The organism is Streptomyces sp. NPDC002886, assembly GCF_042888445.1.
Lineage (GTDB): Bacteria > Actinomycetota > Actinomycetes > Streptomycetales > Streptomycetaceae > Streptomyces.
In genome coordinates, this window is sequence record NZ_JBIAPV010000001.1 from 1264227 (window position 1) to 1288468 (window position 24242).

Sequence of the window (24242 nt, forward strand, 5' to 3'; positions counted from 1 at the left end):
CGCGTCCGCGGGCGGCCGGGCCTTCGAGCGCACAGCTCGAACGGGTGCGGCGGCAGGCCGAGCGGGCCCAGCAGGAGGCGGAACGGGATGCGGCCATCGCACACTTGCGGGAGTTGCGGCAGCAGATGACCAGCGTGCACCTGCAATCCTTCTCCCCCGTGCACCCGCCGGTGACAGCCGGGCCCCCGCAGCTCGGGCTGCCCTGGGCGCTGGCCGAGGCCAAGGCGTTCCACCTCGCGGGGCTCGGCGTGTTCGCCCGTGCCGAGCGCGCGGAGGCGAAGCTGCGGGCCGAGCGCGACGCTCCGGGGTACCTGGCTGCCGAGCAGGCGCGGTTGCACGGCGTCCACGGGGAGCTGAACGCCGAGGCGCAGCAGTGGTGGCAGGCCCTCGTCGCGAACGACGAGGCGACCGTGTGCGAGACGGTCAACTACGCCTTCTCCGACAACCCCGCCGCCGGCTGTGCTGTCGGGGTCGACGGCTCCGTGATGTCCGTGGTGATGCGGCAGCACGACATCGACTCACTGCCCGACCAGACTCCTGGAGTCACCTCCAGCGGGCGCCCCACTCTGAAGACGCTGACCAAGCGGGACCGGGTCCTGTGGTGGCTCACGGCCATGGGGTCGAACGTCATCGCCACTCTCAAGGAGGGCTTCGCCGTCGCGCCTGGGATCACCGCGATCGACCTCGCGGTGATCACCCGCATGCCGGACACCCAGCGGCTGGGGTTCGTGGCGTACGGCCGGTGGACCCGCCAGGCCATCGAGTCGGTCCCCTGGCGGCAGCCGGAGGACGCGCTGCGGTTCCTCGACATTGGGCAGGATGTCGCCTGCGCCGTCGGCACGACGGTCTCCGGAAATCTTGCGAGCACCATCAAGCCGCTGGACACCAGTCGACTGCCCGGCCTGCAAAGCCTGCTCGACCATGCCCAGGATGACGCCGCCTCCGTTGACGCCACGCTCGCCGGCCTGGATGGCGACCTCCTCGCCAACACCCCGGCCACCCACAATGCGCCGGCCCCGGACCACTACCGGATCCACACGTTCGCCGAGTGGAGGACCCAGACCCCGTCGGCGGCCCAGCCGCCTGCCATGGGCCAGCCCGTACTCGCTGCTCCGACGACGCTCAGGCCGGGGCAGAACCTCACACTGCCCGACGAAGCAGGAGAAGGGTTGACCGTCGCGTTCAGCTTCGCCGGCGCAGATGCCGACCTCACGCTCTTCCTCACCGACGCACAGAGCCGGGTCTCCTCCGACGAGGACTTCGTCTTCTACAACCAGCCGTCCGCCGCCCAGGGGGCCGCTCGTCTCCTGGGCAAGCAGAACGATGGCACCCGCTCCGTCGAGCGCGCCGCCATCCACCTCGCAGCCCTGCCAGAGCACGTCCAGCGCATGACGATCGCGATCAACATGGACGTCGACACCGGACTGACATGCGGCTCCCTCACCCATGCAGAACTGTCCATGGGATCCGCCACTACCTCCTGGACCTTCCAGCCACCCGCCGACCCGGCCATCCGCGCGATGGTCGTCGCGGAGCTGTACCGGCACAGGTCCGCCGAGGGTCGGCCGGTGTGGAAGCTTCGAGCGGTCGGGCAGGGTTGGGCCGACGGACTCGATGGCTTGGCCAGAGCTCACGGAGTAGATGTGGGGTAGCCCACGTGTCGTGTCGATGCTCGCCAAAGGTGGAAGCCTTCCGCGACTTCCCCCGAGCCACAGCAGACGACCTACGTGAACGCACCGTAGCGCTCCCTGCGGCCCAGGTCACCCCGCTGGCCAGCGGTGGACCGCCTTCGGAGGCACCCTCTGCTGGGGAGAATTTGGGGAGAATGAAGCCGCGTTGGGTACCGACAACGGGTGGCACAGCATCTGCTGTGCCACCCGTTGCCGCGACCAGGCCTGTCCTGTCTCCCCCGACGACTACAAGCCGGCAGTCGCCCAGCGACCTTGCCCGTGGGGCGTCGATGTCCGACCCCCTGTCTAGCCTGTCTCCGTGAAGCCCACCGATGACCGCCAGTTCCCCGCCGCGCTCGCCACCGCGATGGCCGTTCGCTTCGACTACGCCGACGGGAAGACCGGGGTCGACTTCGAACCCTTCCCGGCCTTCCTGTCCGCTGCCGAGACCACCGACTGGTTCCAGGCATGGAACGGGAACAGCGAACTGGACGGCAACGACTTCCGCGTGTTCGGACAGGACGGCACGGGCGGGTACGCGGCGTTCTGGCTCATCCGCTCGGGCCGGCCACTGGCCGAGCAACCCGTCGTCTTCCTCGGCTCCGAAGGCGAGACCGGTGTCGTCGCCCGCCACCTGGGCGACTTCCTGTGGCTACTGGCCGACGGCTTCGGCCCCTGGGAAGCCGCCACCTCGTACGAACCCGACTGGCAGGCGCGCCCCAACCCGGAGCTGGCAGCCATCGCCGAAGGATTCGCACCGCACCAGCGCCGGTCAGCCGCTGCCGTGATCGAACTGGCGGTACAGGAGTTCCCCGGCTTCGACGACACCATCATGGAGCTCTGCCGCTGAACCCAGCGTCGCCAGCCGCACGACCAGCCGGTCGTGCGGAACGGATCCCCAACCTCTTGTGGACTGCCACCCGCACCCGCGGGGGCTTCCCCGGCGACGCGTACTCGGGCGCCGTGCCGAGCGGTGCGTCGACGGCCGCGCGGCCCTTGCCGCCGGCCTTCGGCATGAAGTGGGCGTGGTGGGTCAGGGCTTCGGGGTGGGGGTCGCGGTGTGGGGGGTTCTGCGGGCTGCCGCGGTGGGGAGTCTGTCGAGTAGGTCGGCGATTACGCGTTCCGGGTGGTCGGAGAGGTAGAAGTGGCCTCCGGGGAACTCCACCACCTCGCTCGGTCCGGAGGTCCACTCGCCCCATCGGGTCGCCCCTTCGCGGGACAGTTCGGCGTCCTCGACGCCGACGAACGCGCTGACCGGGCAGGTCAGCAGGTCGCCCTGGCGCGGCTGGTACGCGGCCAGGAGTTCGTAGTCGCCGCGGATGACGGGCAGCACCATCTCGCGCAGCTCGGGGAGTTCGAGCAGATCCGGATCGATGCCGCCGAGCCCGGCCAGTTCGGCGCACAGGTCGTCGTCCGTCATCACGTGCTGGCCTCGATCGCGGCGCAGGCTCGGAGCCGCGCAGGCCGAGGCGATGAGCCTCGCCGGCGCGGGGAGCCCCATCCGCTGGACGCGCAGGACGAGTTCGTGGCCGACCAGTGCTCCCATGCTGTGGCCGAAGGCCACCCAGGGGCGGTCCAGCCAGGGGGCCAGTTCGGCCGCGAAATCGGCTGCCAGGTCCGCTATCGAGGCCGGCCAGGGGTCGTCGATCCGGTCGAGCCGCCCCGGCGGGCAGGCGACGATCAGTTCGACCTCGGGCGGAAGCAGCTGCGCCCAGGCCTGGTACAGGCTCTGCGAACCGCCCGCGTGCGGCAGGCACACGATGCGCACGGCCGCCCCCGGCCGGGGGAACGGTCGGCGCAGAGCCCTGCTCTCGGCCATGATCGGGTCAACTCCTCGTATCACTGGTGCGACGACGTCATATCTGTTGCCTCAAGCCGCGGTCGCCGCGACCGGGTCCGGCTCCGTGTCGGAGCGCAGCGCGGGTCGCTTCTCGGCGGCCTTGGCGAGCGGACCGACGATCGCGCCGGCGAGCAGGAAGAAGGCGCCGAGCACCACCCAGCCCGCGGTGCCGTTGCCGATCACGCCGATGGTGACGATGGTGGGACCGAGCACGAACTGGGCGCTCGTCCCCAGGTTGAAGGTGGCCAGGTACTCGGCCCGAGAGCGGTCCGGGGCCAGTGCGTACGAAAGGCCCCAGCCGCCCGCGGACTGGTAGAGCTCGCCCGCGGTCAGCAGGACCAGTCCGACGACCAGCACGGCGACGACGGCGACCACGGGCAGGTCGAAGCCGGCCAGGGCGAACAGGGCGCAGGAACCCACCAGGGCCGCCGCAGCCTTGTGCATCGCCCGGACGCTGCCGGCGACGTTCTCGGTACCGGCCGAGGCGCGGACCTGGAAGACGACGGCGAGCACCGTGTTGACCACCAGCAGCAGTCCGACCAGGGCCTTCGGCGCGCTGGTGTGCTCGCTCACCCACAGCGGCACGCCGATGCCGAGCAGTGCCATGTGGAGGACCAGCACGCCGTTGACCCCGGAGACCGCCACGTAGCGCAGGTCGCGCAGGGCGACCAGGCGCAGGGGCGACTTCTTGGCCTTCTGCTCCGCCGGGGCGGGCGGGTTGCGCAACTGGAGCCTGCTCAGCAGCAGGGCGGCGACGACGAACGACGCGGCGTTGCCCAGGACGATCACGCTGAACGCCGCGCGGGTGCCCACCGCGATGGCGATGCTGGCGAGCAGGCCGCCGAGGGTGAAGCCCACGTTGAAGACGACGCGCATGCGCGCCATCATCGCGACGCGCCCGTCGGCACCCGCCATCTGCTCGGCGAGGGCCTGGTAGATCGGGAACACCGCCTGCTCGCCGACGCCGAGGAAGGCCGCGATGAGCAGGAAGCTGAGGAAGTCGTCGGCGAAGACGTACGCGATGAAGCCGCAGGCCCGGTAGACGTTGAGGATCACCAGGAGCTTGCGCGGGGTCCAGCGGTCCGCCAGCCATCCGATGACCGGCTGGGCGGCGAGGCCCAGGACGCCGGCGACCGACAGGCCGATGCCCACCTGGGCCACGGTCAGTCCCACGACGGTGGTGAAGAACAGGGCCGAGCCCGCCAGGTACATGCCCGTGCCGACGGCGTCGATCAGCCCGATCGCGAGGAAGGCGAGGCCCCCCTTCGCGGCGGCCGGACCGAGCAGCTTCTCGCGCAGGGCGCCCGTACGGCTGCCCCGTGTCTGCCCGGCGGTCACAGCGCGGCCTCGGCGTCCACGGTGATGCGGACGGCCCCGGCCGCTTCCTCGGCCGCGGTCCGGGCCTCGGCCGGCCCGGCGGCGAGCACCATGATCTCGCCGACCCTGTCCCAGGAGGAGCGGAGTTCGGGCACGCGGTCGCCCGGCCCCACGGTGACGGCGGCGCGCAGCACGCCGGTCCGCTGCTGTACCTCCTCGATGCCCGTCACCTCGCGGACCGTGCCCGCGGGCGCGGTCAGGAAGCGGATCGCCGCGCCCATCGGGGCGCCGCCGGGCAGCTTCGGGCTGCCGCCCGCGAGGAGTTCCACCAGCGCGCGGATCACGTTGCCGCCGTACGCCGCGTCGAGCAGGAAGGTGATCGAGTCACCGGGCACCCGGCCCGCGCATTCGATGAGGACCGGGCCCTCCTCGCCGAGCATCCATTCGGCGTGCAGGATGCCGGTGTCGTACCCGATGGCCTCGACGAAGCGCGTCATCGCTTCCTCGAAGCCGCGCCGTACGTCGTCCGGAAGGCCGGCGGGCACGACGTGACCCAGTTCCACGGGGTAGCGGCCGCCGGCGGTGAGCTTCTCGGTGACGTTCAGGAACACGATCCGGCCGCCGCGCACCAGGGCCTCGACGCTGTACTCGTGACCGTACAGACGGCGTTCGGCCATGTAGCGCCAGGCGAGCTCCCGGTCGGGCAGCATGATGTCGTCGCGGGCGGCGACGGTGAGTTCCCAGGCGGCGGCGATGTCGTCGCCCGGCTCCAGCAACTGGACGCCCAGCGAGGCGTGCCGGTTCGCGGGCTTGAGGACGACGGGGCCGCCGGCGGCGAACTCCTCGGCGTCCGCGGGCCCGTGCACCTCGGTCCAGTCGGGGTTGCGCAGCCCCCCGGCCCGCGCGGCGGCGCGGAGCTCCAGCTTGTCCGTGAGCGCGGCGGCGGCCTTGGCGCCGGCGCCGGGCCTCCCCCAGCGCTCGGCGAGGACGGCCGCGCCGTGGACGCCGTACTCGAGACCGGCGATGACGAGTGCGACGGGCTCTCCCGCCAGGTGCTCCTCGACGGCTTCGACGAGCGCGAGGTCCTGGTGGTACGGGGCGGCGACGACGGAGTGGACGCAACCCAGCGTGGCCGCGGCCTCGTGGACATCGCGCTTGCGGATGATGTCGGGGTCCTCGACCACCACCACGCTGTTCTCCGGCAGGAACTGCTCCATCTGGTTCAGCAGCAGCTTGCCGAAGCCGACCATGATCACCCGGCCGGCGGGGAGTTCCATCTGCATTGGCTCTTCTCTCTGTTAGTGGGCGCGGGGGGTCCCGACGCCCCGGAGCGACCGCTCCGGAGCGTCGGGGGCGGGGGCGTCGGCGTGGGCTCAGGCCGGGCGCAGGCGGATGTCGAACCGGTCGATTCCGGAGATGAAGTTCGACGGCCGGCGGATCAGACCGGACAGGGCCTCCACCGACTCCGCGCGCGTGAGCAGTTCGGTGAAGAGCGAGCGCATCTCCAGCCGGGCCAGTACGGCGCCCAGGCAGAAGTGCGGTCCGATGGTGAAGGCCAGGTGGTTGTTGGGCGTCCGGTCGAGGCGGAACTCCTCGGGCGCCTCGAACACCTCCGGGTCGCGGTTGGCCGCCGAGAGCCAGACGCAGACCGTGTCCCCCTCCTTCAGCTCCGTTCCGCCGAGCACGGCCGGCCGGGTCACCGTGCGGATGAGGTGCATGGCGGGGGTGTCGAAGCGGAGCATCTCCTCGATCATCGCGGGGATCCGCCCGTGGTCCTCGCGCAGCCACTGCCAGGCGCCCGGTGTGGTGGCGAGCCGGAGCAGGCCCGCCGCCACGGCGTTCTTGGTGGTCTCGTAGCCGCCGATGGCCAGGTTGAGGCAGTTGAGCAGCACCTCGTCCGAGCTCAGGCGCTCGCCGTCCATCTCGATGTCCATCAGGCGCCGGACCATGCCGTTCGGGTCCAGCCGGTGCGGCTCCCCCTCGATGATCTCCACGAAGTACATGAGGAGGTCGTTGTTGCCGGTTTCGCTGAAGCGGCGGCGCTCGGCCAGGGTGGGCGCCGCGGCGCCCGCCGCCTCGGTACCGGTGATGGCCCGGCTGGCCATCGAGGCGACCGCCTCGCGGTCCTCCTCCGGGATGCCGAGGATGGAACCGATGGCGAGCCTCGGCATCGGGGCGGTCAGCGCGCCGACCGCGTCGACCTCGCCCTGCCGTACGGCCGCTTCGGCCAGCCGCCGGGCGTGCTCCTCGATGACCGGGGTGAGCGAATGGACGAACTGCGGGGTGATCGCCCCGGTGACCAGCTTGCGCAGCCGTGCGTGGCGCGGCTTGTCGGTCAGCTCGATCATCAGCCCCGCCGCGGGGTCGCGGACGCCGAGCGTGCTGTCCAGCGTCATGCCCCACTCGGAGCTGTACGTGGCCACGTCGCGCAGGACGGTCCGGGTGTGGTCGTGCCGGGTCACCGAGTAGAACCCGGGCGCGTCCGGCCGGTCCTGCCAGGGGAGTTGCGGCCGGTCCCGCATCGCGGCCCAGACCCGGTAGGGCGGTTCCGGGTCGAAGTTCGCCGGGGAGGAGAGGTCCAGCGAAAGGTCCACCGGCGCGTCGGTCGTCGTCATCGCCCCTCACCCTTCGGCTCGGCGGACGCCGCGGACCCGGCGAGCGTGTCGAGGACGATCTCGACGACCTTGGCCGGCCGGGTACGCGTGAAGTAGTGGCCGCCGCCGGGCATCTCGAGCACGCGCGGGACGCCGGTGAAGGGCTCCCAGTCCCGGTAGCGCTCCGCGAAACCGGTGGTGACCGGGTCGTCGGCCGCGTACACGGCCGTCGTCGGTACGGTCACCGGCTGCGCGGCGACGGCGCCGCCGTCCCCGTACGTGTTCAGGTAGTACGCGTTGGCGCTGGTCGAGTCGTGCCGGAAGGTGCGCACGAGCAGATCGGCGTACGAGGCTCCGAGCTCGTCGAAGCCCGTGAAGCCGCTCTCCACGATGAGCCAGCGCTTGATGTCCTCGTACGTCATCGAGGAGACGTAGTCGATGGACTCGTGCAGGGCGGCTGCGTCGTACAGCAGCTTGGCACCGATGAACAGGTGCTCCACCCCGACGTTGCGCGCCGTCAGCAGCCGCGCCACCTCGATGGCCAGCGCGGATCCGACGCAGTGGCCCCACAGGACGATCCTGCCGCGCTCCTGGCGCAGCAGTTCCTCGACCACCAGGCCCGCGATGTCGGTGACCTGCATCAGCTCGTCGGCACCGGACTTGGGGTCGTGGCCGGGCAGTTCGACGCCCAGCACGGCGAAGGAGGAGTCCTTGCGCCGCATCGCGTCGGCGACCGGGCGGAAGTGCACCGCGTGGCCGGCGCCGTAGGGGAAGCAGACGAGGGTCGCCGAGGGCCGGTCGTCGGCGGGCGTGAGCCGCACCAGGACACCGGATCCCTCGTCCTGGCTGAGCTTCTCGGCCAGGTCGGCCTGCTCGCCCAGACGGGAGTTGCGCATCACGTCCTTGATCGTCACCAGGCCGTTGAGCATCATCACCGCACGCATGGCCGCCAGCGAGTTGCCGCCGAGCTCGAAGAAGTCGTCGGTGAGCTTGATCGACGTGGGGTCGATGCCGAGGACCTCGCCCCAGACCGCCGCCACGCGCATCGCGGCCGAGGACAGTTCGCCCTCGGCCTCCGGGGCGGCCTCCACGGCGGGCGCGGGCGCCTGCGGCTCGTCGGCGCCGTCACCGGCCCGCTCCAGTACGCCGGTGGGCAGCCAGCGGCCCCGGCCGACGACCGAGCGGCTGCCGTCCGCGCCCAGCAGGGCGATGTCGCCCGGGGCGCCGATCGCCGCGGGCAGGCCCGACGGGTCGAGTACGACGACGGAGGCGCCGGACGCGAGGTCCCCGCCGTCGGCGACGGCCGGCTGCGGGCGGGTGCCGAACTCCGCCAGCGAGGCCAGTTCCTCGTCACCGAGCAGCGGCCGGGTCGCGTGGGAGTCCGACGGGTCGGCGGTCATCCGGTCGAGCGCGGCGATGAAGTAGCCGCCGATGCGCACGATGTGATCGTTGTCGAACGCGTCGGTGTGGTAGTGCAGGCTGAGCTGCACCTCGTCGGTGTAGAAGTGCCGGGAGAACTCCGAGCGGAACGGGAACTCCGTGATGGCCACGGCGCGGACGTCCAGCAGCGAGAACTCGGGCAGCTCGCGCAGCTTCTTCAGCGAGTAGAAGTGCGTGAAGTTGAAGACGGTCTCGAACAGCGGCACCTGGGTCTGCAGGTCCTGCTTCATCTTGGCCATCGGGTAGCGACGGTGCGGCAGGAACGAGGTCTCGGCGTCGTAGATCTGCCGGATCAGCCCCTCCCAGCTGCCGTCGGCGATGTCCACCCGCAGCGGCACCGAGTTGAGGAAGAGACCGCACGCCTTCTCCGCGTCCGCGACTTCCGGGCGGCCGCTGTGCTCGTAGCCGGTCATGACGTCCCGCTCGCCGGTCACCACGGCGTGCACCTTCATGTGCGCGGCGAGCAGCACGGTCTTCACGGGGACGCCGAGGCGTCCGGCGAGCGCCACGATCCGGTCGGAGAGCCCGCGCGGGAGCGGCACGTCCTGCAGGATGACGTGGAAGGCCGCTTCCTCGTCCCGCGCACGAAGCCGCGGGATGATCGTCCGCGGCCGGTCCTCCAGGCGGTCGAGCCAGTACTGGCGGTCCTCCCGCGAGTTGATCGACTGCTGCTCCAGGCCGATGAAGTTGCGCAGGTGGTTGGGGACCGGCTTGCCGGTGAACACGCCGTCGGTGCACAGGGCGTGGTAGATCTCGAACAGCTTGGTGTGCACCAGGTTGATGCTCCAGCCGTCCAGCGCCGAATTGTGCTGGCTGATGCTGTAGCGGTACAGGTCGTCGCGCAGGACGTGGACGTGCAGCCGGATGAGGCCGGGGTACTCCCAGTCGAAGGCGTGCGCCTTCTCCTCGCGCTCCCACTCCTCGTACCAGACCTCCTGGGCCGCCTCGTCGAGGTGGCGGACGTCGGCGATGAACACCGGCGGCGGGTCCACGGACTTGTGGACGAGCTGCAGGTAGTCGCGGAAGCCGCTCAGCCGGTAGCTCGTACGGAAGATCGGGTTGTGGTCGACCAGGATCCGCACGGCCTCGGTGAAGGCCTCGGCGTTGAAGCCGCTGTTGATCAGGTAGCCGATGATGTCGTGGTACTGGGAGCTGCCGCGGGTCATCTCGCTCTGGAAGATGGTGCCCGCCGAGAGCATCGACATCGGGTAGGCGTCCTCGACGTCCTCCGGCAGGCGGCCCCGCTCCTCCTCGCTGATGAGCTCGAACGGGGCGAACTCGTGGCGCAGTTCCTCCCGGGTGCCGCCTTCGTCCAGTACGGCCGCCAGGGCGGCGACGGTGGGGTTGGCGAAGAGCTGCTGGAAGGTGAAGGCCAGGCCGAGCCCCCGGGCCTTGGCCAGCACGGTGACGAAGTGGATGGAGGTGCCGCCGAGTGCGAAGAAGCTGTCGTGCACGCCGATCCGGTCGCGGCCGAGCACTTCGGCGATCAGGCCCGCCAGCGCCCTCTCGCTGTCGGTACGGGGCTCCACGTGGCCGACGGCCTCGGTGGCGGGCTCCGGCAGGGCGCCCCGGTCGAGCTTGCCGTTCGGGGACAGCGGGAAGGCGTCCAGCACGACGACGCGGGCCGGGACCATGTACTCGGGCAGCGTTCCGGCGAGGTGGACGCGCAGCTGCTGCTCCGTCGGCCGGTCCTCGGCGCTCTCGGCGCTCTCGGCGGCCACGGCGTACCCGACGAGGCGCTGGTGCCCGTCCGTCCCGGTGCGCACCACGACCACCGCGTCGCCGACGCCCTGGTGGTCGAGGAGGCGGCGCTCGATCTCGCCCGGCTCGATGCGGTAGCCGCGGAGCTTGACCTGGGAGTCGTTGCGGCCCAGGTACTCCAGGGAGCCGTCCGGGAGGCGCCGGACGAGGTCACCGGTGCGGTAGGCGCGGGACTCGCCCTCGAAGGGGTTCTCCACGAACCGCTCCGCGGTGAGTTCCGCGCGGTGGAGGTAGCCGCGGGCCAGGCCGTCGCCGGCGATGTACAGCTCGCCGGGCAGGCCCACCGGGCGCTCGCGGCGCCGCTCGTCGAGCACGTGGAGGCGGATGTTGTCGATGGGCAGTCCGATCGGCACCACGGTGTCGTCGGCCGAGGTGCGGTGGTGGCTGACGTCCACGGTCGCCTCGGTGGGCCCGTAGAGGTTCACCAGCTCGGCGTGGCCGAGCAGTTCGGCGAAGCGGCGCACGTGGTGCACGCCCAGGGCCTCGCCACTGGCGAAGACGCGGCGCAGCGAGGAGAGGCGCCCCTGGGCTCCGGTGGCCGCCACGTAGTCGAGGAACGCGCCGAGCATGGTCGGCACGAAGTGCAGGGTGGTCACCCGGTGTTGCTCGACGGCGGCCACGATGGCCTCCGGCTCGCGCTCGCCGCCCGGTGCCAGCAGGGCGACGCGGGCGCCCTCGATGTGCCACCAGAACAGTTCCCACACCGAGACGTCGAAGGAGACGGGGGTCTTCTGCAGGATCGTGTCCGCGGCGCCGATCGCGTACGCGCGCTGCATCCAGTGGAGCCGGTTGACGACGCTGCGGTGTTCCACCACCACGCCCTTGGGGGCGCCCGTGGAGCCGGAGGTGTAGATGACGTACGCGGCGTCGGTCGCGGCCCCCGTCTCCAGGGGCTCGCCGGCGTCCTCGGAGGTGTCCGCGGACAGCTCCAGCACGGTGACGGAGGACGGCACCAGGTCGGCGCGGCCGGGCTGCGCCAGGACGATCGCCGCCTTGCTGTCCTCGAGCATGTACGTCATGCGCGCGGCCGGCAGGGAGACGTCGAGGGGCAGGTAGGCGGCTCCGGCCTTCAGGACGGCGAGGATCGCGACGAGCATCTCGACCGACCGCTCGGCGAGGACACCGACGATGGCCTCGCGGCCCACGCCCTGCTCCCGGAGCGTGCGGGCCAGCCGCGTGGTGGCGCGGTCGAGCTCGGCGAAGGTGAGGGAGTCCTCGCCGGACACGACGGCGACGGCGTCGGGGGTCGCCTCCACCGTGCGGGCGAAGAGCTCCGGGAGGGTCACGTCGCCGGGGAACGGCGCGGTGGTGTCGTTGGCCGCGGCGACCACGGCCGCGTCCGCCCCGGTGCTCAGGTCCAGCTCCGCGAGCGCGGTGTCGGGCGCCGCCAGTGCGGCGGTGAGCAGCCGGGCGTAGTGGGCGGCGAGGCGGGTGGCGTTCTGCGGGGAGAATCGTTCCGCCTCGGTCCGTACCTCGACGGCGAAGCCGGCCTCGGTGCGCCGTACGTGGAACAGCACGTCGGCGGCGACCGCGTCGACCGCCTCCGCGGCGTGCAGGCCCTCCAGCGCCACGGCCACCTCGACCTCGGCGCCGGCCAGCTCCACCGGGTAGTCCTGGTGGGCGAGCACGTCCAGGGTGGCCCCGCGCAGTCGGCCCAGGAGGGTCTTGAGGGTGTCGTCGGCGAGCAGTTCGAGGCGGGTCGGAAGGACCCGGGCCAGCGGCTGGGGCACGGTCGGAGGCTGGCCGACCACCAGGTCGCGCTCACCGGTGTACGCGTTCAGCAGCGCGATCGCGGCCGCGGTGAACAGCGTGTGGAGCGTGGTGTCGTCGCCACGGCTGACGACGGTCAGCCGCTCGGCCAGCGCGAGATCCAGGTCGAGCACCGCGGCCGGCCGGGTGCGTCCGGTACGGGCGGCGGCGGGGCGGTCGGCCGGGAACCCGGTGGCGCGGGACCCGTCGAGGAAGCCGGCCCAGAACGCCGCCGAGGCGGGCCGCTGCGAGGCGGCGATCTTTCGCTGCCCGACGGTCAGGTGAGAACTCATGAAAGGTGGTGCTCCTCGGCGTGTGGATCAGAAGTCGAATGCGATGCCGGGAAGTTCCGGCGCGGCCGTGATGTCGGTGGCGGTGGCGCCGGGTCCGGCCGGCCGTCCCAGCGCGGCGACCGTCGTGTCCGGGTGCGCGAGCGCCCGGTCGAGGATGCCGAGGAGGGTGTCGCGGAACGCGGCGACCGTGGCACGGTCGAAGAGCTCCGTCGAGTACTCCCACTCGATGTGCAGGTCGTCCTGCTCCTCGAAGACCTGCATGTTCAGGTCGGCCATGCCCTGTCCCGTGTGACGGGGCCTCAGCAGGACGCGCTCCCCGAGGAATTCGACGGCCTGCAGGGCGCTCGCCTGGAGCGCGAGCAGGGTGTCGAAGAGGGGGTTGCGCCCGGGCACGGGCTCCCCGGCCTCGCGGACGAGTTCTCCGTACGGGAAGTCCTGGTGGGCGAACGCCTCGCGGGCGGTGGTGGCCGCCTCCTCGACGAGCGCGCCGAAGGGCTTGTCCCCCGAGGGCCGCAGCCGCAGGGACACCGTGTTGACGAACATGCCGACCGCGGTGTCGAGGCCGGGGGCGGTACGGCCGGCTGCCGGCACCCCCACGGTGACGTCCTCCTGTCCGGTGGCCACGGACAGGAAGACCGCGTACGCGGCCGCCAGCGGCGCGAAGAGCGTGACGGACCGCTGCGCGGCGAAGGCGCGCAGCGCGGCGGTGCGCTCGGTCCCGAGTCCGAACGGCAGCAGGTCGCCCGCGTGGGTCCGCAGGGCGGGCCGGGGGCGGTCGGTGGGCAGCTCGGCCGGGGCGGGCCGGTCCCGGAACGCGGCGGTCCAGTACGCGCGCTGCTCCTCGGCGATCCCCTTGCCCTCCCCGGCGGCCGCCCAGTGGGCGTAGTCCCGGTAGGGGTGCGCGACCGGCGGCAGCTCCCGGCCGCGGTACAGGGCGTCGAGGTCGCCGAAGAGGTGTCCCAGGGACAGTCCGTCGACCACCAGGTGGTGCAGGTCCACGAACAGCACGGCCCGGTCGCCGGACCGGTGCAGGCCCGCCCGGGCCAGCGGCGCGGCCGCCAGGTCGAAGGGGCGCACCAGCTCGCCGAGCCGCGGCTCCCCCTCGGTGACAAGGAGCTCCGACACGACCTCGGCGCGCACCACCTGCACCGGTTCGTCCTTCAGCAGGAACGCGGTGCGCAGGACCTCGTGACGGCGGACCAGTCCGCGCCAGGCCTCCGCGAGCCGCGCCTCGTCCACGTCGGCCGGCAGGTCCAGCAGCAGCGGCACGTTGTACTGGACCGAGGCCTCGTCCCGGTGCTGCGCCACGAACAGCGGGTACTGCTGCGGCGCGAGCGGGTAGTGGTCGGCCGGCGGGGCGGCGGGCAGTCCGGCGGGCCCCTGGGGCTCGGGCGCCCGGGTGCCGAGCAGGACGGCGAGGTCCTCGACGGTCGGGTTGCGGAAGACGTCCGCGACGGTCACGGGCACGCGGAACTCCGCGCCGATGGCGGTCGCGAGACCGGCGGCCATCAGCGAGTCGACACCGTGGTCGAAGGCCGAGTCGAGCACCCCTACGGTGGCGCCGGGCAGCACGCTCTCCCAGATCGCCACCAGCCGCTCCTCGACGGCGTCCCGCGGCGGCACGTGCTCCGCCGGCAGGTCGTGGAGATCGGCCGGATCGGGCAGCGCCGAGCGGTCGACCTTGCCGTGGGCGGTCAAGGGGATGGAGTCGAGCAGGACGAGGTGCCCGGGGATCAGGTGGCGCGGCAGCCGCTCCGCCAGGTGCTCGCGCACCTCGCGCACGTCGAGCGGTTCGGCCTCCGTGAAGTAGGCGGCGAGGTAGCGGTCGCTCGCCTCCCCGCCCTCGCGCACCAGCGGTACGACGACGGCCTCGCCGACGGACGGGTGTCCGCGCAGCACGGACTCGATCTCCCCCGGCTCGATCCGGTAGCCCCGGATCTTCACCTGGCCGTCGGCGCGGCCGAGGAACTCGATGACCCCGTCCGGGCGCTGTCGTGCGAGGTCGCCCGTGCGGTACATGCGTCCGCCGGGCAGGAAGGGGTCGGGCAGGAAGACCTGCCCGGTGAGCTCGGGGCGGCCCAGGTAGCCGAGCGCCACGCCGTCTCCGCCGACGTACAGCTCGCCCTCGGTGCCCGGCTCCACCGCGGCGCCCGAGGGGTCCAGCACGTAGGCGGTCGAGTGGGCGATGGGCCGCCCGACCGGCAGCGGCCCTCCGGTCTCCTCCGGGCCGATGCGGTGGGTGGTGGAGAAGGTCGTGTTCTCCGTGGGGCCGTAGCCGTTGACGACGCGCACCCCGGGGCAGGCGCCCAGGACCGCGGCGACGTGCTCGCCGGCGACCACGTCGCCGCCGACCACGAGGTCGTCCAGCGGGGCGAAGACGGAGGGGTCCTGGCGGGCGATCCGGCTGAAGAGGGGCGAGGTGAGCCACAGCGTGGTGACCCCGTGGTCCCTCAGGGCGGCCCCGAGGCGACCGGCGTCCAGAACCGCGTCCTCCTCGGGCAGCACCAGCGCGCCGCCGTTCAGGAGCGGGCCCCAGAGCTCGAAGGTGCTCGCGTCGAAGGAGACCGCACCCGTCTGCAGGACCCGCATCCTCGCGGAGAACGCGACGAAGTCCGTGCCGCGGACCAGGCGGACCACGTTGCGGTGGCACACCATGACGCCCTTGGGCCGTCCGGTGCTGCCCGAGGTGTACATCACGTACGCGAGGCTCTCGGCCCCGACTCCGTCGGGCCCGCCGGCCTGCGGGTCCCCTCCGTCCGGGTCCCCTCCGTCCGGGTCCCCTCCGTCCGGGGCCAGGTCTTCCCGGATCGCCATCTCGGTCCCGCGGCCGCCGGGCGCCTCGCCCTCGCGGTCCCCGAGCACCAGCCGCACCCCGCCGTCGTCGAGCAGGTACTCCACCCGCCGGTCGGGTTCGGAGGGGCTGATCGGCAGGTACGCGGCTCCGGCGCGCAGCACGGCCAGGTTGGCGATCACCCACTCGGGGCTCCGCTCGGCGCGTACCGCCACGAGTTCCCCGGGGCGGATCCCGTACGCGAGGACGCGAGCGGCGAGCCGGGCCGAGCGTTCCGCCAGGTCGCGGTAGGTCAGCGTGCCGTGCTCACCGATCACCGCGGGCGCGTCGGGGGTCGCCGCGGCCTGCCGGAGGAACAGCGCGTGGATCGTCGCGTCGCGCGAGTAGCCCTGTGTAGCTCTCATCGTTCGTTCCATCTCTTCGTGCTCTCGCCTCACGCGCCCGCGCCGGCCGGCGGCGCGAAGACGGGGCGGAAAGTGGCGGTGATCGACTCCGCGACCGTCCGCAGGGTGTCGTGGTCCGGGGCGGAGCCGAAGACCACGCCCAAGTGGCTCTGGGTGCCCTCGCGCCAGTCCACGAGCCGCCCAGGCTCCGCGTTCGCCTCGACGTTGCGCACGCCGGGCAGCTCGGTGAGCTCGGACAGCCCGCCGACCGAGGCGAGCGTGCCCGCCACGGCCGGCGGGGTGAGGAAGTACTGGTAGGTGACGCCCCGGTGGCGGGCCGCGGGGATACGGGGCTCCCCGCCGAGGGCGACGTCCAGCGCCATCCGTACGAGGTTGATCCCGGTGGCCCGGCGCAGGATCTCCGGGACGTATCCGCCCAGTCGGCCGTTGACCTCGATGATGCGGGGGCCGTCCGCGGTCAGCTTGATCTCGGTGTGGGTGATGCCGTGGCGGATGCCCAGGGCCCGCACGGCGGCGGCCTCCAGGGCCAGGACCTCGTCGGCGGCCTCCTGCGACAGCGTGGCCGGCAGCAGCATCCCGGTCTCGCGGAAGGGTTCGGCGAGGGCGAACTTCCCGGTGACGCAGACCTGCCGGGAGGCCGACCCGGTGTGGACGGACTCCACGGAGACGTAGTCCCCCCAGAACCCGCCGGCCACCCGGGGGTCGCCCTCGAGCATCTGCTCGGCGACGAACTCGATGCCGGCCGGGCGGGCGGCCGCCGTGGCGAGGAACTGCTCGGCGGAGTCCACCCGGGTGGTGTGCAGGCTTCCGGCACCGATCCGCGGCTTGATCACGGCCGGCACGCCGACCAGGTCGAGCGCCTGCGCGGGATCGTCACCGATCACCGCGCAGCGGGTGGCCTGGACCCCGGCCTCGGCCAGGATCCGGCGTTGCACCAGCTTGTCCACCAGCGCCGGGATCAGCTCGACCGCGTGGTAGGGCAGCCCGAGACCGTGCGCCATGCGGGCCGTCTCGGCGAGCTGGTACTCGCTGTAGGTCACGATGCCGTCGACCGCGGCCTCCCGGAGCAGTCGGAGCCGCTCCTGGGGATCCCGTCCGGTGACGTCGACGACCTCGCCGAGGGCGAGCATGGACTGCCGGGCGGTGGCGGCCCCGGGCCGGTCGAAGTCCGCGACGAAGACCACTTCGCAGAGCCGGTGGGCGGCGGCCAGGATGTCGTTCGCCGTGGCGGAGCCCAAGTCGTAGACGACCGCGACCCGGGGCGTCTTCCGTATGCCGAGGGTCATGACTGCCCCGCTCCGGCCTCGGCCGACTGACGCGCCGTGAGGTGTTCCACGAGGAGCGCCGCCGTCGGCTGCAGGTAGAGGTCGCGCAGGGGTACGGGCGGCAGGCCCTCGCGGCGCAGAGCCGCGGAAAGCCGCACCGCGAGCAGCGAGTTGCCGCCGAGCTCGAAGAAGTCGTCGTCCGGCCCCACCTCGGGACCGAGGACGGCCCGCCAGGCGCGCAGGACCACGTCGGCCAGGCTCTCCCGCTCCGCGGGGGCTTCCGCCTCGGGCGAGGCCGAGGCCGAGGCCGAGGCGGCGGCCTCCACCGCGGGAAGCTGGTCGGGCTTGGGCAGCTTGGCCGCGTCGACCTTGCCGTTCACGGTGAGCGGGATCTCGGACACCGCGGTGAGGGTGGCCGGCACCATGTGCTCCGGAAGGACCTCGCGCAGCCGGCGCCGGACCTCGGTCACCGAGCCGGAAGGCCGCAGCACCACGTAGGCGTCGAGGCGCACGCCGGCCGCGTCGCCGTCGCCTTGGTTCAGTACGACGGCGCCCGCCGAGACGGTGGGGTCGTCGAGCAGGACGGACCTGACCTCGCCGAGCTCGATGCGGAAGCCCCGTACCTTGACCTGGTCGTCGATCCGGCCCAGGTGGTCGAGCAGTCCGCCGGGACGCAGCCGTCCCAGGTCGCCGCTGCGGTAGACGCGTTCGCCGGTCAGCGGATCGTCGACGAAGCGTTCGGCGGTGAGTTCCGGTCGGTTCAGGTAGCGGTCGGCCACGCCCGCGCCGCCGACGTAGATCTCGCCGGGGACGCCGAGGGGCTGGACGCGGCCCCGGTCGTCGCGCACGGACAGGGTCCATCCGGGCAGTGCCGTTCCCACCGAGCGGGACCCGGCGGCCACCTCTACGGGGGTGACCGTCTGGGTGGTGACGTGCACGGTGGTCTCGGTGATGCCGAACATGTTCACCAGCCGGCACCGGTCGTGCGGCTCGCGCCGGAACCACAGCTCGAGGGAGCGCACGTCCAGCGGCTCGCCGCCGAAGACCACGAGCCGCAGGGCCAGCGACTGCTCCTGGTTCAGGTGCACGTCGCGCAGCGACGCGAAAGCGGAAGGGGTCTGGCTCAGCACGGTGACGCGGCGCCGGCCGAGCAGCGCGTGGAACTCCTCCGGGGAGCGCGAGACCCAGTACGGGACCACGACGAGGTGGCCGCCGGTGAGCAGGCAGCCCCAGATCTCCCACACGGAGAAGTCGAAGGAGCTGGAGTGGAACAGCGTCCACACGTCGTCCGGGCCCAGCCGCATGTCCCGGGTGGTCGCCGCCATGAGCGCACCGACGTTGCGGTGGGGGACGACCACGCCCTTGGGCCTGCCGGTGGATCCGGAGGTGTAGATGACGTAGGCCGGCGCGTCGGGGTCGTCCGCGGGCTCGGGCGCCGCGGCCGTGGATCCGGCCAGCGCGCCCGGGTGGACCACGGTGACGCCGTCGATGTCGGGGAAGCCGTCGAGGGTCGTGACCACGAGGCGCAGCCCCGCGTCCTCGGTGGTGTAGCGCAGCCGCTCGACGGGGTAGCGCGGGTCCATCGGGACATAGGCGGCCCCGGTCTTGAGCACCGCGAGGAGGGTGACCACCAGGTCGGTGTCACGGTCCAGGCAGACACCCACGAAGTCGCCCGGGCCGACGCCCCGTTCGCCCAGTGCGGCGGACATCCGCGTCGCCGCCTCGTCGAGCTGCGCGTACGTCAGCTCGCGCTCGGCGTCGGACAGCGCCGTCGCGCCGGGCCGTTCGGCGGCGAGCCGGGTGAAGGCGGCGTGCAGGGTGGCGGGGGCGTGCGGGGTGGCGGCGTACGGGGTGGCGGCCGGCCGCGCGGGGGCGGGCCGCCCGCGTCCGAGTTCCAGCAGGGCCGCACGCTCTTCCTCGGCGATCAGCTCGACGTCCGCGCCCGGCAGGGTCCGGGCGTCGTCCGGCTTGGCACCGACGAGCGCCGCCACGCGGCCGACGTGGCGGGCCAGTTGCTCGGCCACCTCGGGGTCCAGCACCGACTCGTCGTAGTCGAGGCGGCCGGCGAAGGAACCGTCGCGCCGCGGCTCCCAGGTGAAGGTCACCGGGAACGGCAGCTCCAGGAAGGGCCGGTACGCCTCGTCCTGACCCGACAGCTCCACGATTCCCACGGCGGGGACGGGCTGGTCGGCGCCGACGGGCACGGCGGAGGCGATGGCGCGCTCGGCCTGCTGGACCAGGTCCGTGACCGGGGTGGTGTCGTCGACGGGCAGGCTCACCGCGGCGAAACGGTCACGGCCCGCGCGGTCCGCGGTGAGCAGGCCGACGGTCCGGCCGCGGTCCGCGTAGCGGGACAGCACCAGGGCGGTGGCGGCGATCAGGACGGGGGTGACGGGCTCCGGGGCGACCTCCACGGGGCCGATCCGCACGACGCCCGTGGCGCCGGCGCGGCGCGCGTCGCCCAGACCCCAGGCCGGCGGCGCGGCGTCCACGGCGCTGTGGCGCGTCGGTTCGCCGGGGGCGGCGAGCCGGGCCGCGTCGTCCGCGGCGCCGGACAGGATCCGGCCGACGAGGTCGAGTCCGGCGCTGTCCACGGCGCGGCGGTGGGCCACCAGGACCAGGTCGGCCGGGCCGTCGGCGTAGGAGAGCAGGACCATGCGCAGCCGCGCGCCGTGGCCGACGGTCCGGGAGCCCTCACGGGCGCGCAGCGCCTCGGAGGCGGGGTCGGCCGCGGCGGTGACCACGTCCTCGACCCACAGCCGGAGGTCCGCGGGCAGCGCGCCGGCCTCCTGGGCGGCGGTCAGCAGCCCGGTGACGCGGTCTGCGGTGAGCCCTTCGGGCATCCGGCGCACGAGGCTGTGGCACGCGCGCGCGGGCCGCGCGTCGAAGGCCGTCCCCGCGAAGAACTCGGCAGCGCTGCCCATGGGTCCGGCCGTCGGGGGCGGGCTGATCCGGGTTGACATGCTGATCTCCTGGCTGGTGCGGGCGGTGGGCGCGGTCGGGTGGTCGGGTGCGCTCATCGCGTGCTGAATCCGCCGTCGACGGTGACGACGCTTCCGGTCACCTGGCGGGCGTCGTCACTGGCCAGCCACAGGGCGGCGGACGAGACGTCCTCGGGGTTGACCAGGGCGTTCATCGGCTGGGACTCCAGGAACGCGGACTCCTGGTCCTCCGGGGCGACACCGAGCGAGCGGGCGACCTCCGAGAGCATCCGGCCCTCGAGGGCCGGCTCCTCGCGGACCTGGCCGGGGCACAGGGCGTTGACGCGGATCTGCAGGGCCGCGTAGTCGAGCGCCGCCGCCTTGGTCAGTCCGATCAGGCCGTGCTTCGCGGCGACGTAGCCGGCGAAGTAGCGGTAGCCCACGAGGCCCGCCGTGGAGGAGATGTTCACGATGCTGCCGGACCGGCGCTTCGCCATGGAGGGCGCCACGGCCTTGATCATCCGCCAGGCGCCGGACAGGTCGACGTCCAGCATGACGCGCCACTCGTCCTCGGTGATCTCGTGGCTGGCCTTGCCGGAAGGGGACGCGATGCCGGCGTTGTTGACGAGGACGTCGATCCGGCCGAACCGGTCGAGGGCGTCGGCGACCGCTGCGTCGATCTCCTTCTGCTGCCGCACGTCCGCCCGGGCGGTCAGCACGGAGGCCCCGCGCTCGCGGCACATCCGTGCGGTGGCTTCCAACTGGTCGGCCGTGCCGAGCGGGTACGGCACGTCGGCGATGTCCGCGGCCACGTCGAGCAGCGCGAGGTCGGCGCCCTCCTCGGCGAACCTGAGGGCGCAGGCACGGCCGAGGCCGCGGGCCGCGCCGGTGATGAGGACGGTCTTCTGGGAAAGTCGCACGTCAGTTCTCCGTACGCCCGGACCGCAGCCGCGAGGCGATCAGCTCGAGCAGCGACTTGGCGCCCGCGTCGAGGTACATGTGGTCACCGGGTACGTCCACGGCGGTGAACGTCGCGCTGGTCGCGTCGCGCCAGTGGCCGGCCGCGTCGGCCGAGACCAGGTGGTCGTCGACACCGCGGATCGAGGTGATGGGCGCCGCGAGCTTGCGCTCGGAGGTGGGCGCGTAGGCCTCGTGCATCTCCACGTCGGCGCGGAGCGTGGGGAGCAGCAGCTCGCGCATCTCCGGGATCTCGAAGGCCGGGTGCGTGTAGCCGGCGAACTCCTGGACCCGGGCGAGGAACGCGTCGTCGTCCAGTCCGGTCGCCCGCTCCGTACGGCCGTTCCACGGCCCCTGCGATCCGCTCACGAACAGGTGGACCAGCTCGTTGGCACCGTGGTCGGCGATCCGGTGGGCCAGCTCGTACGCGAGGATCGCGCCGAGGCTGTGACCGAAGACGGCCACCGGCCCCTCTCCGGCCGCCGCGAGGGCGGCGTCCAGCAGCCCGTCGGCCGCGGCCTGCACGTTGGTGTACGGGTCCTGGTCGACCAGGCGCTCGCGGCCGGGCAGTTGGATCGGCTTGACCTCGACGCCCTCGACGCCGAGGGAACGCCAGGGCATGTAGAAGCTGGCGCCGGCTCCGGCGAAGGGCAGGCACAGCAGAGGCGTGGCATGAAACATGGGGCTCATGGCTCCGTGAAGGAAGTGCGAACAAAGACGGGATCGATCCGTCACGAGGGATATGCGCGGGCCGTTGAGAGAGGCCGCCGACATTGGTGAATGTCTTAGGACGGCAGACAGCCCGAACCACAAGGGCAGGAAATTCGACAGAGCGTCAAGTTCGCCTCACACAAAGAAGACAGCGGCGCCATCCCAGCCCCCGTGCCGCTCGACGACCGGATCATGCAACAGGCCACAACGGTTGTCGAGCCGCGATTCCGATGGCCCGGAGACGCGACGGCCTCCTGACGCAAATCCGCGGCAACGGAGATCCCTTCGGCAGCCGAATCGGGCGGACCGGGCCAAATCAGCCGCAGAACACCGCCGACACCGAGGATCCTGACGGATTCCCGAAGTTTCCAGCCATCGAGTCCATCGGGAATCGGCAAACGAACACCCCTGGAACTGGGGCCGGTTCTACGCTGGGCGGGTCCGCGTGTCCCGCCGGCGGGACACGCGGACCCGCCCGCCGCCTGCGTGAGGTGAAGCCTTCCGGCCAAAACTGCGAAGGTTTCGTGGAGGGCCCCGATCTCACTTGACAGGGGGCATCACCGCCCACAGCATCACTCGAACCGGGCCCGAAAGACGGCGAATTGCCAGGTGAACCGACCAGGTGGACCGACCAAGGGAACTGGCCAGGGGAATTGGCCAGGGGAACCCAGGGGAAGTCAGAGGAAGCCAGAGGAAAAAGGAAAACTAGAGCCAGCCTTTCGCGGACGCCTTGACGCCCGCCTGAAAGCGGTTCTCCGCGCCGAGTTTCCCCATGAGCGTCGCGAGGTTCCGGCGGAACGTGCGAATCGAGACGCCCATATCGCGCGCGATCGCCTCGTCCCGCACTCCGGCCAGCATCAGCCGCAGGATCGCCCGCTCTCGAGGAGTCGGCCCGTCGCTCAGGTCCCGGACGAGGTCCTCCAGCGGAGTGGCGCCGATCCACCAGTACTCCAGGGCCTGCCGCGCTGCCCTGGCCAGGAATTCGGGACGCAGGACGGCCAACGAGGAGGCGCCTTCCTGCCGCGGCCCCGACATGATGGTCACCGTGTCGCTCACGATCAGCCGGAACGGCACGGATCCCAGGAGCCGGATCTCCACGCCGAGCTCGGCCAGTTCACGCAAGTGCTTGGTCCCGTTGGGTGATCTGAAGAACGACTCCGCGTAGATGCTGCGCACCGCGACGCCCCGCGAACGCACGTAGCCCGTACGTGCCACTTCCTCGGCGAGCTCCGTGCTGTTGGCCACGGGCCCGGGAAACATGCTCAGGATCTGGTTCGACGCGACGGCCCCGGCATCGAGCAGCGCCTCCACGATCTCCGCCGGATCGGTCAGGAACTCGGCGGTGTACACCGCCCGTCGGGGCCCACTGCCGTCCGCCGGCCGGGCCGGGTAGCGGCCTACGGAATCGCCGAGACTCTCGAACCCCCCGGCCATCTCGCGCAGCACCTTGGCGGTCTGCTCGATCATGCGGCGCATGGCGGCTTCCTGACCCAGCGCCATGGGCGCGCCCGAGCCCGATGGCGAGCATGCGGCCACCGCTCCGCACTCCGCCGCGGCCTGCGCCTCCCACGGCAACCCCGAAGGACCGCGCCCTGCCTGCTGCATACCGCTCGCCCCGTCTTGCAAGGTCTCCCCCCCTGGTCCGGTCTTCGGATCACCTGGATCATCGCCCTGTTTGCAGCAGGTTCCATCGCGGAATGGTCGATTGCCCGATAGCGCCCCGGCTGCACCCTTTGGTGCGGGTACCACCCACCCCCGACCTTGGCATCCTGATGCCAGGCTGATTAATGCCAGTCGATTGATCTGGACCACGGCCCGAATCCGATGCCAGACTCCCTGGTGACCACGCAGTTGCTCACCGCCCGGGAAGCGGTAGACCCACGTGAAACTCCACATATCGGCCCTCCGTGCCGCAGGACTCGGTGGGGCCGACCGCCGTCACTCGTCGAGCCGGCGACACTTTCGCGCCAAAGCGCCGCGCGCGGCACGGTTCATCAACTACTCCCGGGACGGTGGTCAGGAACTGCGGCCGGACCGTAGCACCTGACCAGCAAGAGGACACTCATGAACGCCCCGTGGCTCGTTCACGACCCGCCACGCCCCCCTCGTGGCGAGGAACGCACGAACCTCTCGACGGAAACCTCCCCGCCCCGTCACCGTCGGCTCAGGTGCCCGCGCCACGACGGCTGTCGGCCCCCCAGGTCGCGGCACTGAACCGCGTTCGCCCATGCGTTACGGGGCGGAGCGGTCGGCACACCGGCAGCCCTCCTCCGGCTTTCATCGGCTTTCCCTCCACCGACCGACCTTGACCAGAGAAGCGATCAGCATGGAGACGTCCGCCAGCACGACCACCCTGCGCACCGCGCCCCGATCTTCTCCCGGTGCGGCGGCCCTCACACGCCGCACAGGCCTGTCCCTGCCACCGGACTTCTCCCTGGCCGAGTGGAAGCGGTTCGGCAAGCACCTCTACCTGATAGCGGACTCTTCGAGCTGGTGGCTCGGCGACTGGATCATTTTCGGCCAGGACAT

The 24242-nt window shown here is 72.1% G+C and carries 13 protein-coding genes and 1 pseudogene; 3 read left to right on the forward strand and 11 right to left on the reverse strand.

The window, feature by feature from the left end; translation table 11 throughout:
- The first annotated feature begins 125 nt into the window (after positions 1 to 125).
- On the forward strand, positions 126 to 1652 hold the full coding sequence (locus tag ACFYYB_RS05735; RefSeq protein WP_389433355.1) for a TerD family protein: 1527 nt from the start codon (positions 126 to 128) through the stop codon (positions 1650 to 1652).
- 337 nt (positions 1653 to 1989) lie between these two features.
- The gene (locus ACFYYB_RS05740) at positions 1990 to 2520 is read left to right on the forward strand and encodes an SMI1/KNR4 family protein (protein ID WP_389433356.1); all 531 of its coding nucleotides are present in this window, start codon (positions 1990 to 1992) and stop codon (positions 2518 to 2520) included.
- 183 nt (positions 2521 to 2703) lie between these two features.
- On the opposite strand, the gene ACFYYB_RS05745 is transcribed toward ACFYYB_RS05740, so the two are convergent.
- The 11 genes from ACFYYB_RS05745 to ACFYYB_RS05795 form a co-directional block, all read right to left on the reverse strand.
- Positions 2704 to 3489 carry a thioesterase II family protein gene (locus tag ACFYYB_RS05745; protein WP_389433357.1) on the reverse strand — a complete coding sequence of 262 codons (786 nt, stop codon included), beginning with the start codon at positions 3487 to 3489 and terminating at the stop codon, positions 2704 to 2706.
- A 51-nt stretch (positions 3490 to 3540) separates the two neighbouring features.
- Complete coding sequence (locus ACFYYB_RS05750) at positions 3541 to 4848, reverse strand: MFS transporter (RefSeq protein WP_389433358.1); 1308 nt, start codon at positions 4846 to 4848, stop codon at positions 3541 to 3543.
- Entirely contained in the window at positions 4845 to 6110 is a 1266-nt protein-coding gene (locus ACFYYB_RS05755) for an ATP-grasp domain-containing protein (RefSeq protein ID WP_389433359.1), read from the reverse strand. Before ACFYYB_RS05755 ends, ACFYYB_RS05750 begins: the two co-directional genes overlap by 4 nt.
- 90 nt (positions 6111 to 6200) lie before the next feature.
- Positions 6201 to 7442, reverse strand: coding sequence for a cytochrome P450 (locus ACFYYB_RS05760; RefSeq protein WP_389433360.1), 1242 nt, complete (start codon positions 7440 to 7442; stop codon positions 6201 to 6203).
- Positions 7439 to 12664, reverse strand: coding sequence for an amino acid adenylation domain-containing protein (locus tag ACFYYB_RS05765; protein WP_389433361.1), 5226 nt, complete (start codon positions 12662 to 12664; stop codon positions 7439 to 7441). Before ACFYYB_RS05765 ends, ACFYYB_RS05760 begins: the two co-directional genes overlap by 4 nt.
- A 27-nt stretch (positions 12665 to 12691) precedes the next feature.
- Positions 12692 to 15859, reverse strand: a complete 3168-nt coding sequence (locus tag ACFYYB_RS05770) for an amino acid adenylation domain-containing protein (protein WP_389433362.1) — start codon at positions 15857 to 15859, stop codon at positions 12692 to 12694.
- A 29-nt stretch (positions 15860 to 15888) separates the two neighbouring features.
- Positions 15889 to 17145 (reverse strand): ATP-grasp domain-containing protein, encoded by a 1257-nt coding sequence (locus ACFYYB_RS05775; RefSeq protein ID WP_389433363.1) that lies wholly within the window; start codon positions 17143 to 17145, stop codon positions 15889 to 15891.
- Positions 17142 to 20144 carry an amino acid adenylation domain-containing protein gene (locus ACFYYB_RS05780; RefSeq protein WP_389433364.1) on the reverse strand — a complete coding sequence of 1001 codons (3003 nt, stop codon included), beginning with the start codon at positions 20142 to 20144 and terminating at the stop codon, positions 17142 to 17144. Before ACFYYB_RS05780 ends, ACFYYB_RS05775 begins: the two co-directional genes overlap by 4 nt.
- A complete protein-coding gene (locus tag ACFYYB_RS05785) occupies positions 20141 to 20965 on the reverse strand; it encodes a mycofactocin-coupled SDR family oxidoreductase (protein WP_389433365.1) in 825 nt (274 codons plus the stop codon). The genes ACFYYB_RS05780 and ACFYYB_RS05785 overlap by 4 nt, the downstream gene beginning before the upstream one ends.
- Position 20966: 1 nt before the next feature.
- On the reverse strand, positions 20967 to 21776 hold the full coding sequence (locus ACFYYB_RS05790; protein WP_389433366.1) for a thioesterase II family protein: 810 nt from the start codon (positions 21774 to 21776) through the stop codon (positions 20967 to 20969).
- Positions 21777 to 22418: 642 nt separating this feature from the next.
- A complete protein-coding gene (locus ACFYYB_RS05795; protein ID WP_389433367.1) occupies positions 22419 to 23189 on the reverse strand; it encodes a LuxR C-terminal-related transcriptional regulator in 771 nt (256 codons plus the stop codon).
- Positions 23190 to 24039: 850 nt separating this feature from the next.
- Between ACFYYB_RS05795 and ACFYYB_RS05800 the strand changes: the two are divergent.
- Positions 24040 to 24242 (forward strand): annotated as a pseudogene (locus ACFYYB_RS05800) (hypothetical protein); the annotation flags it as partial.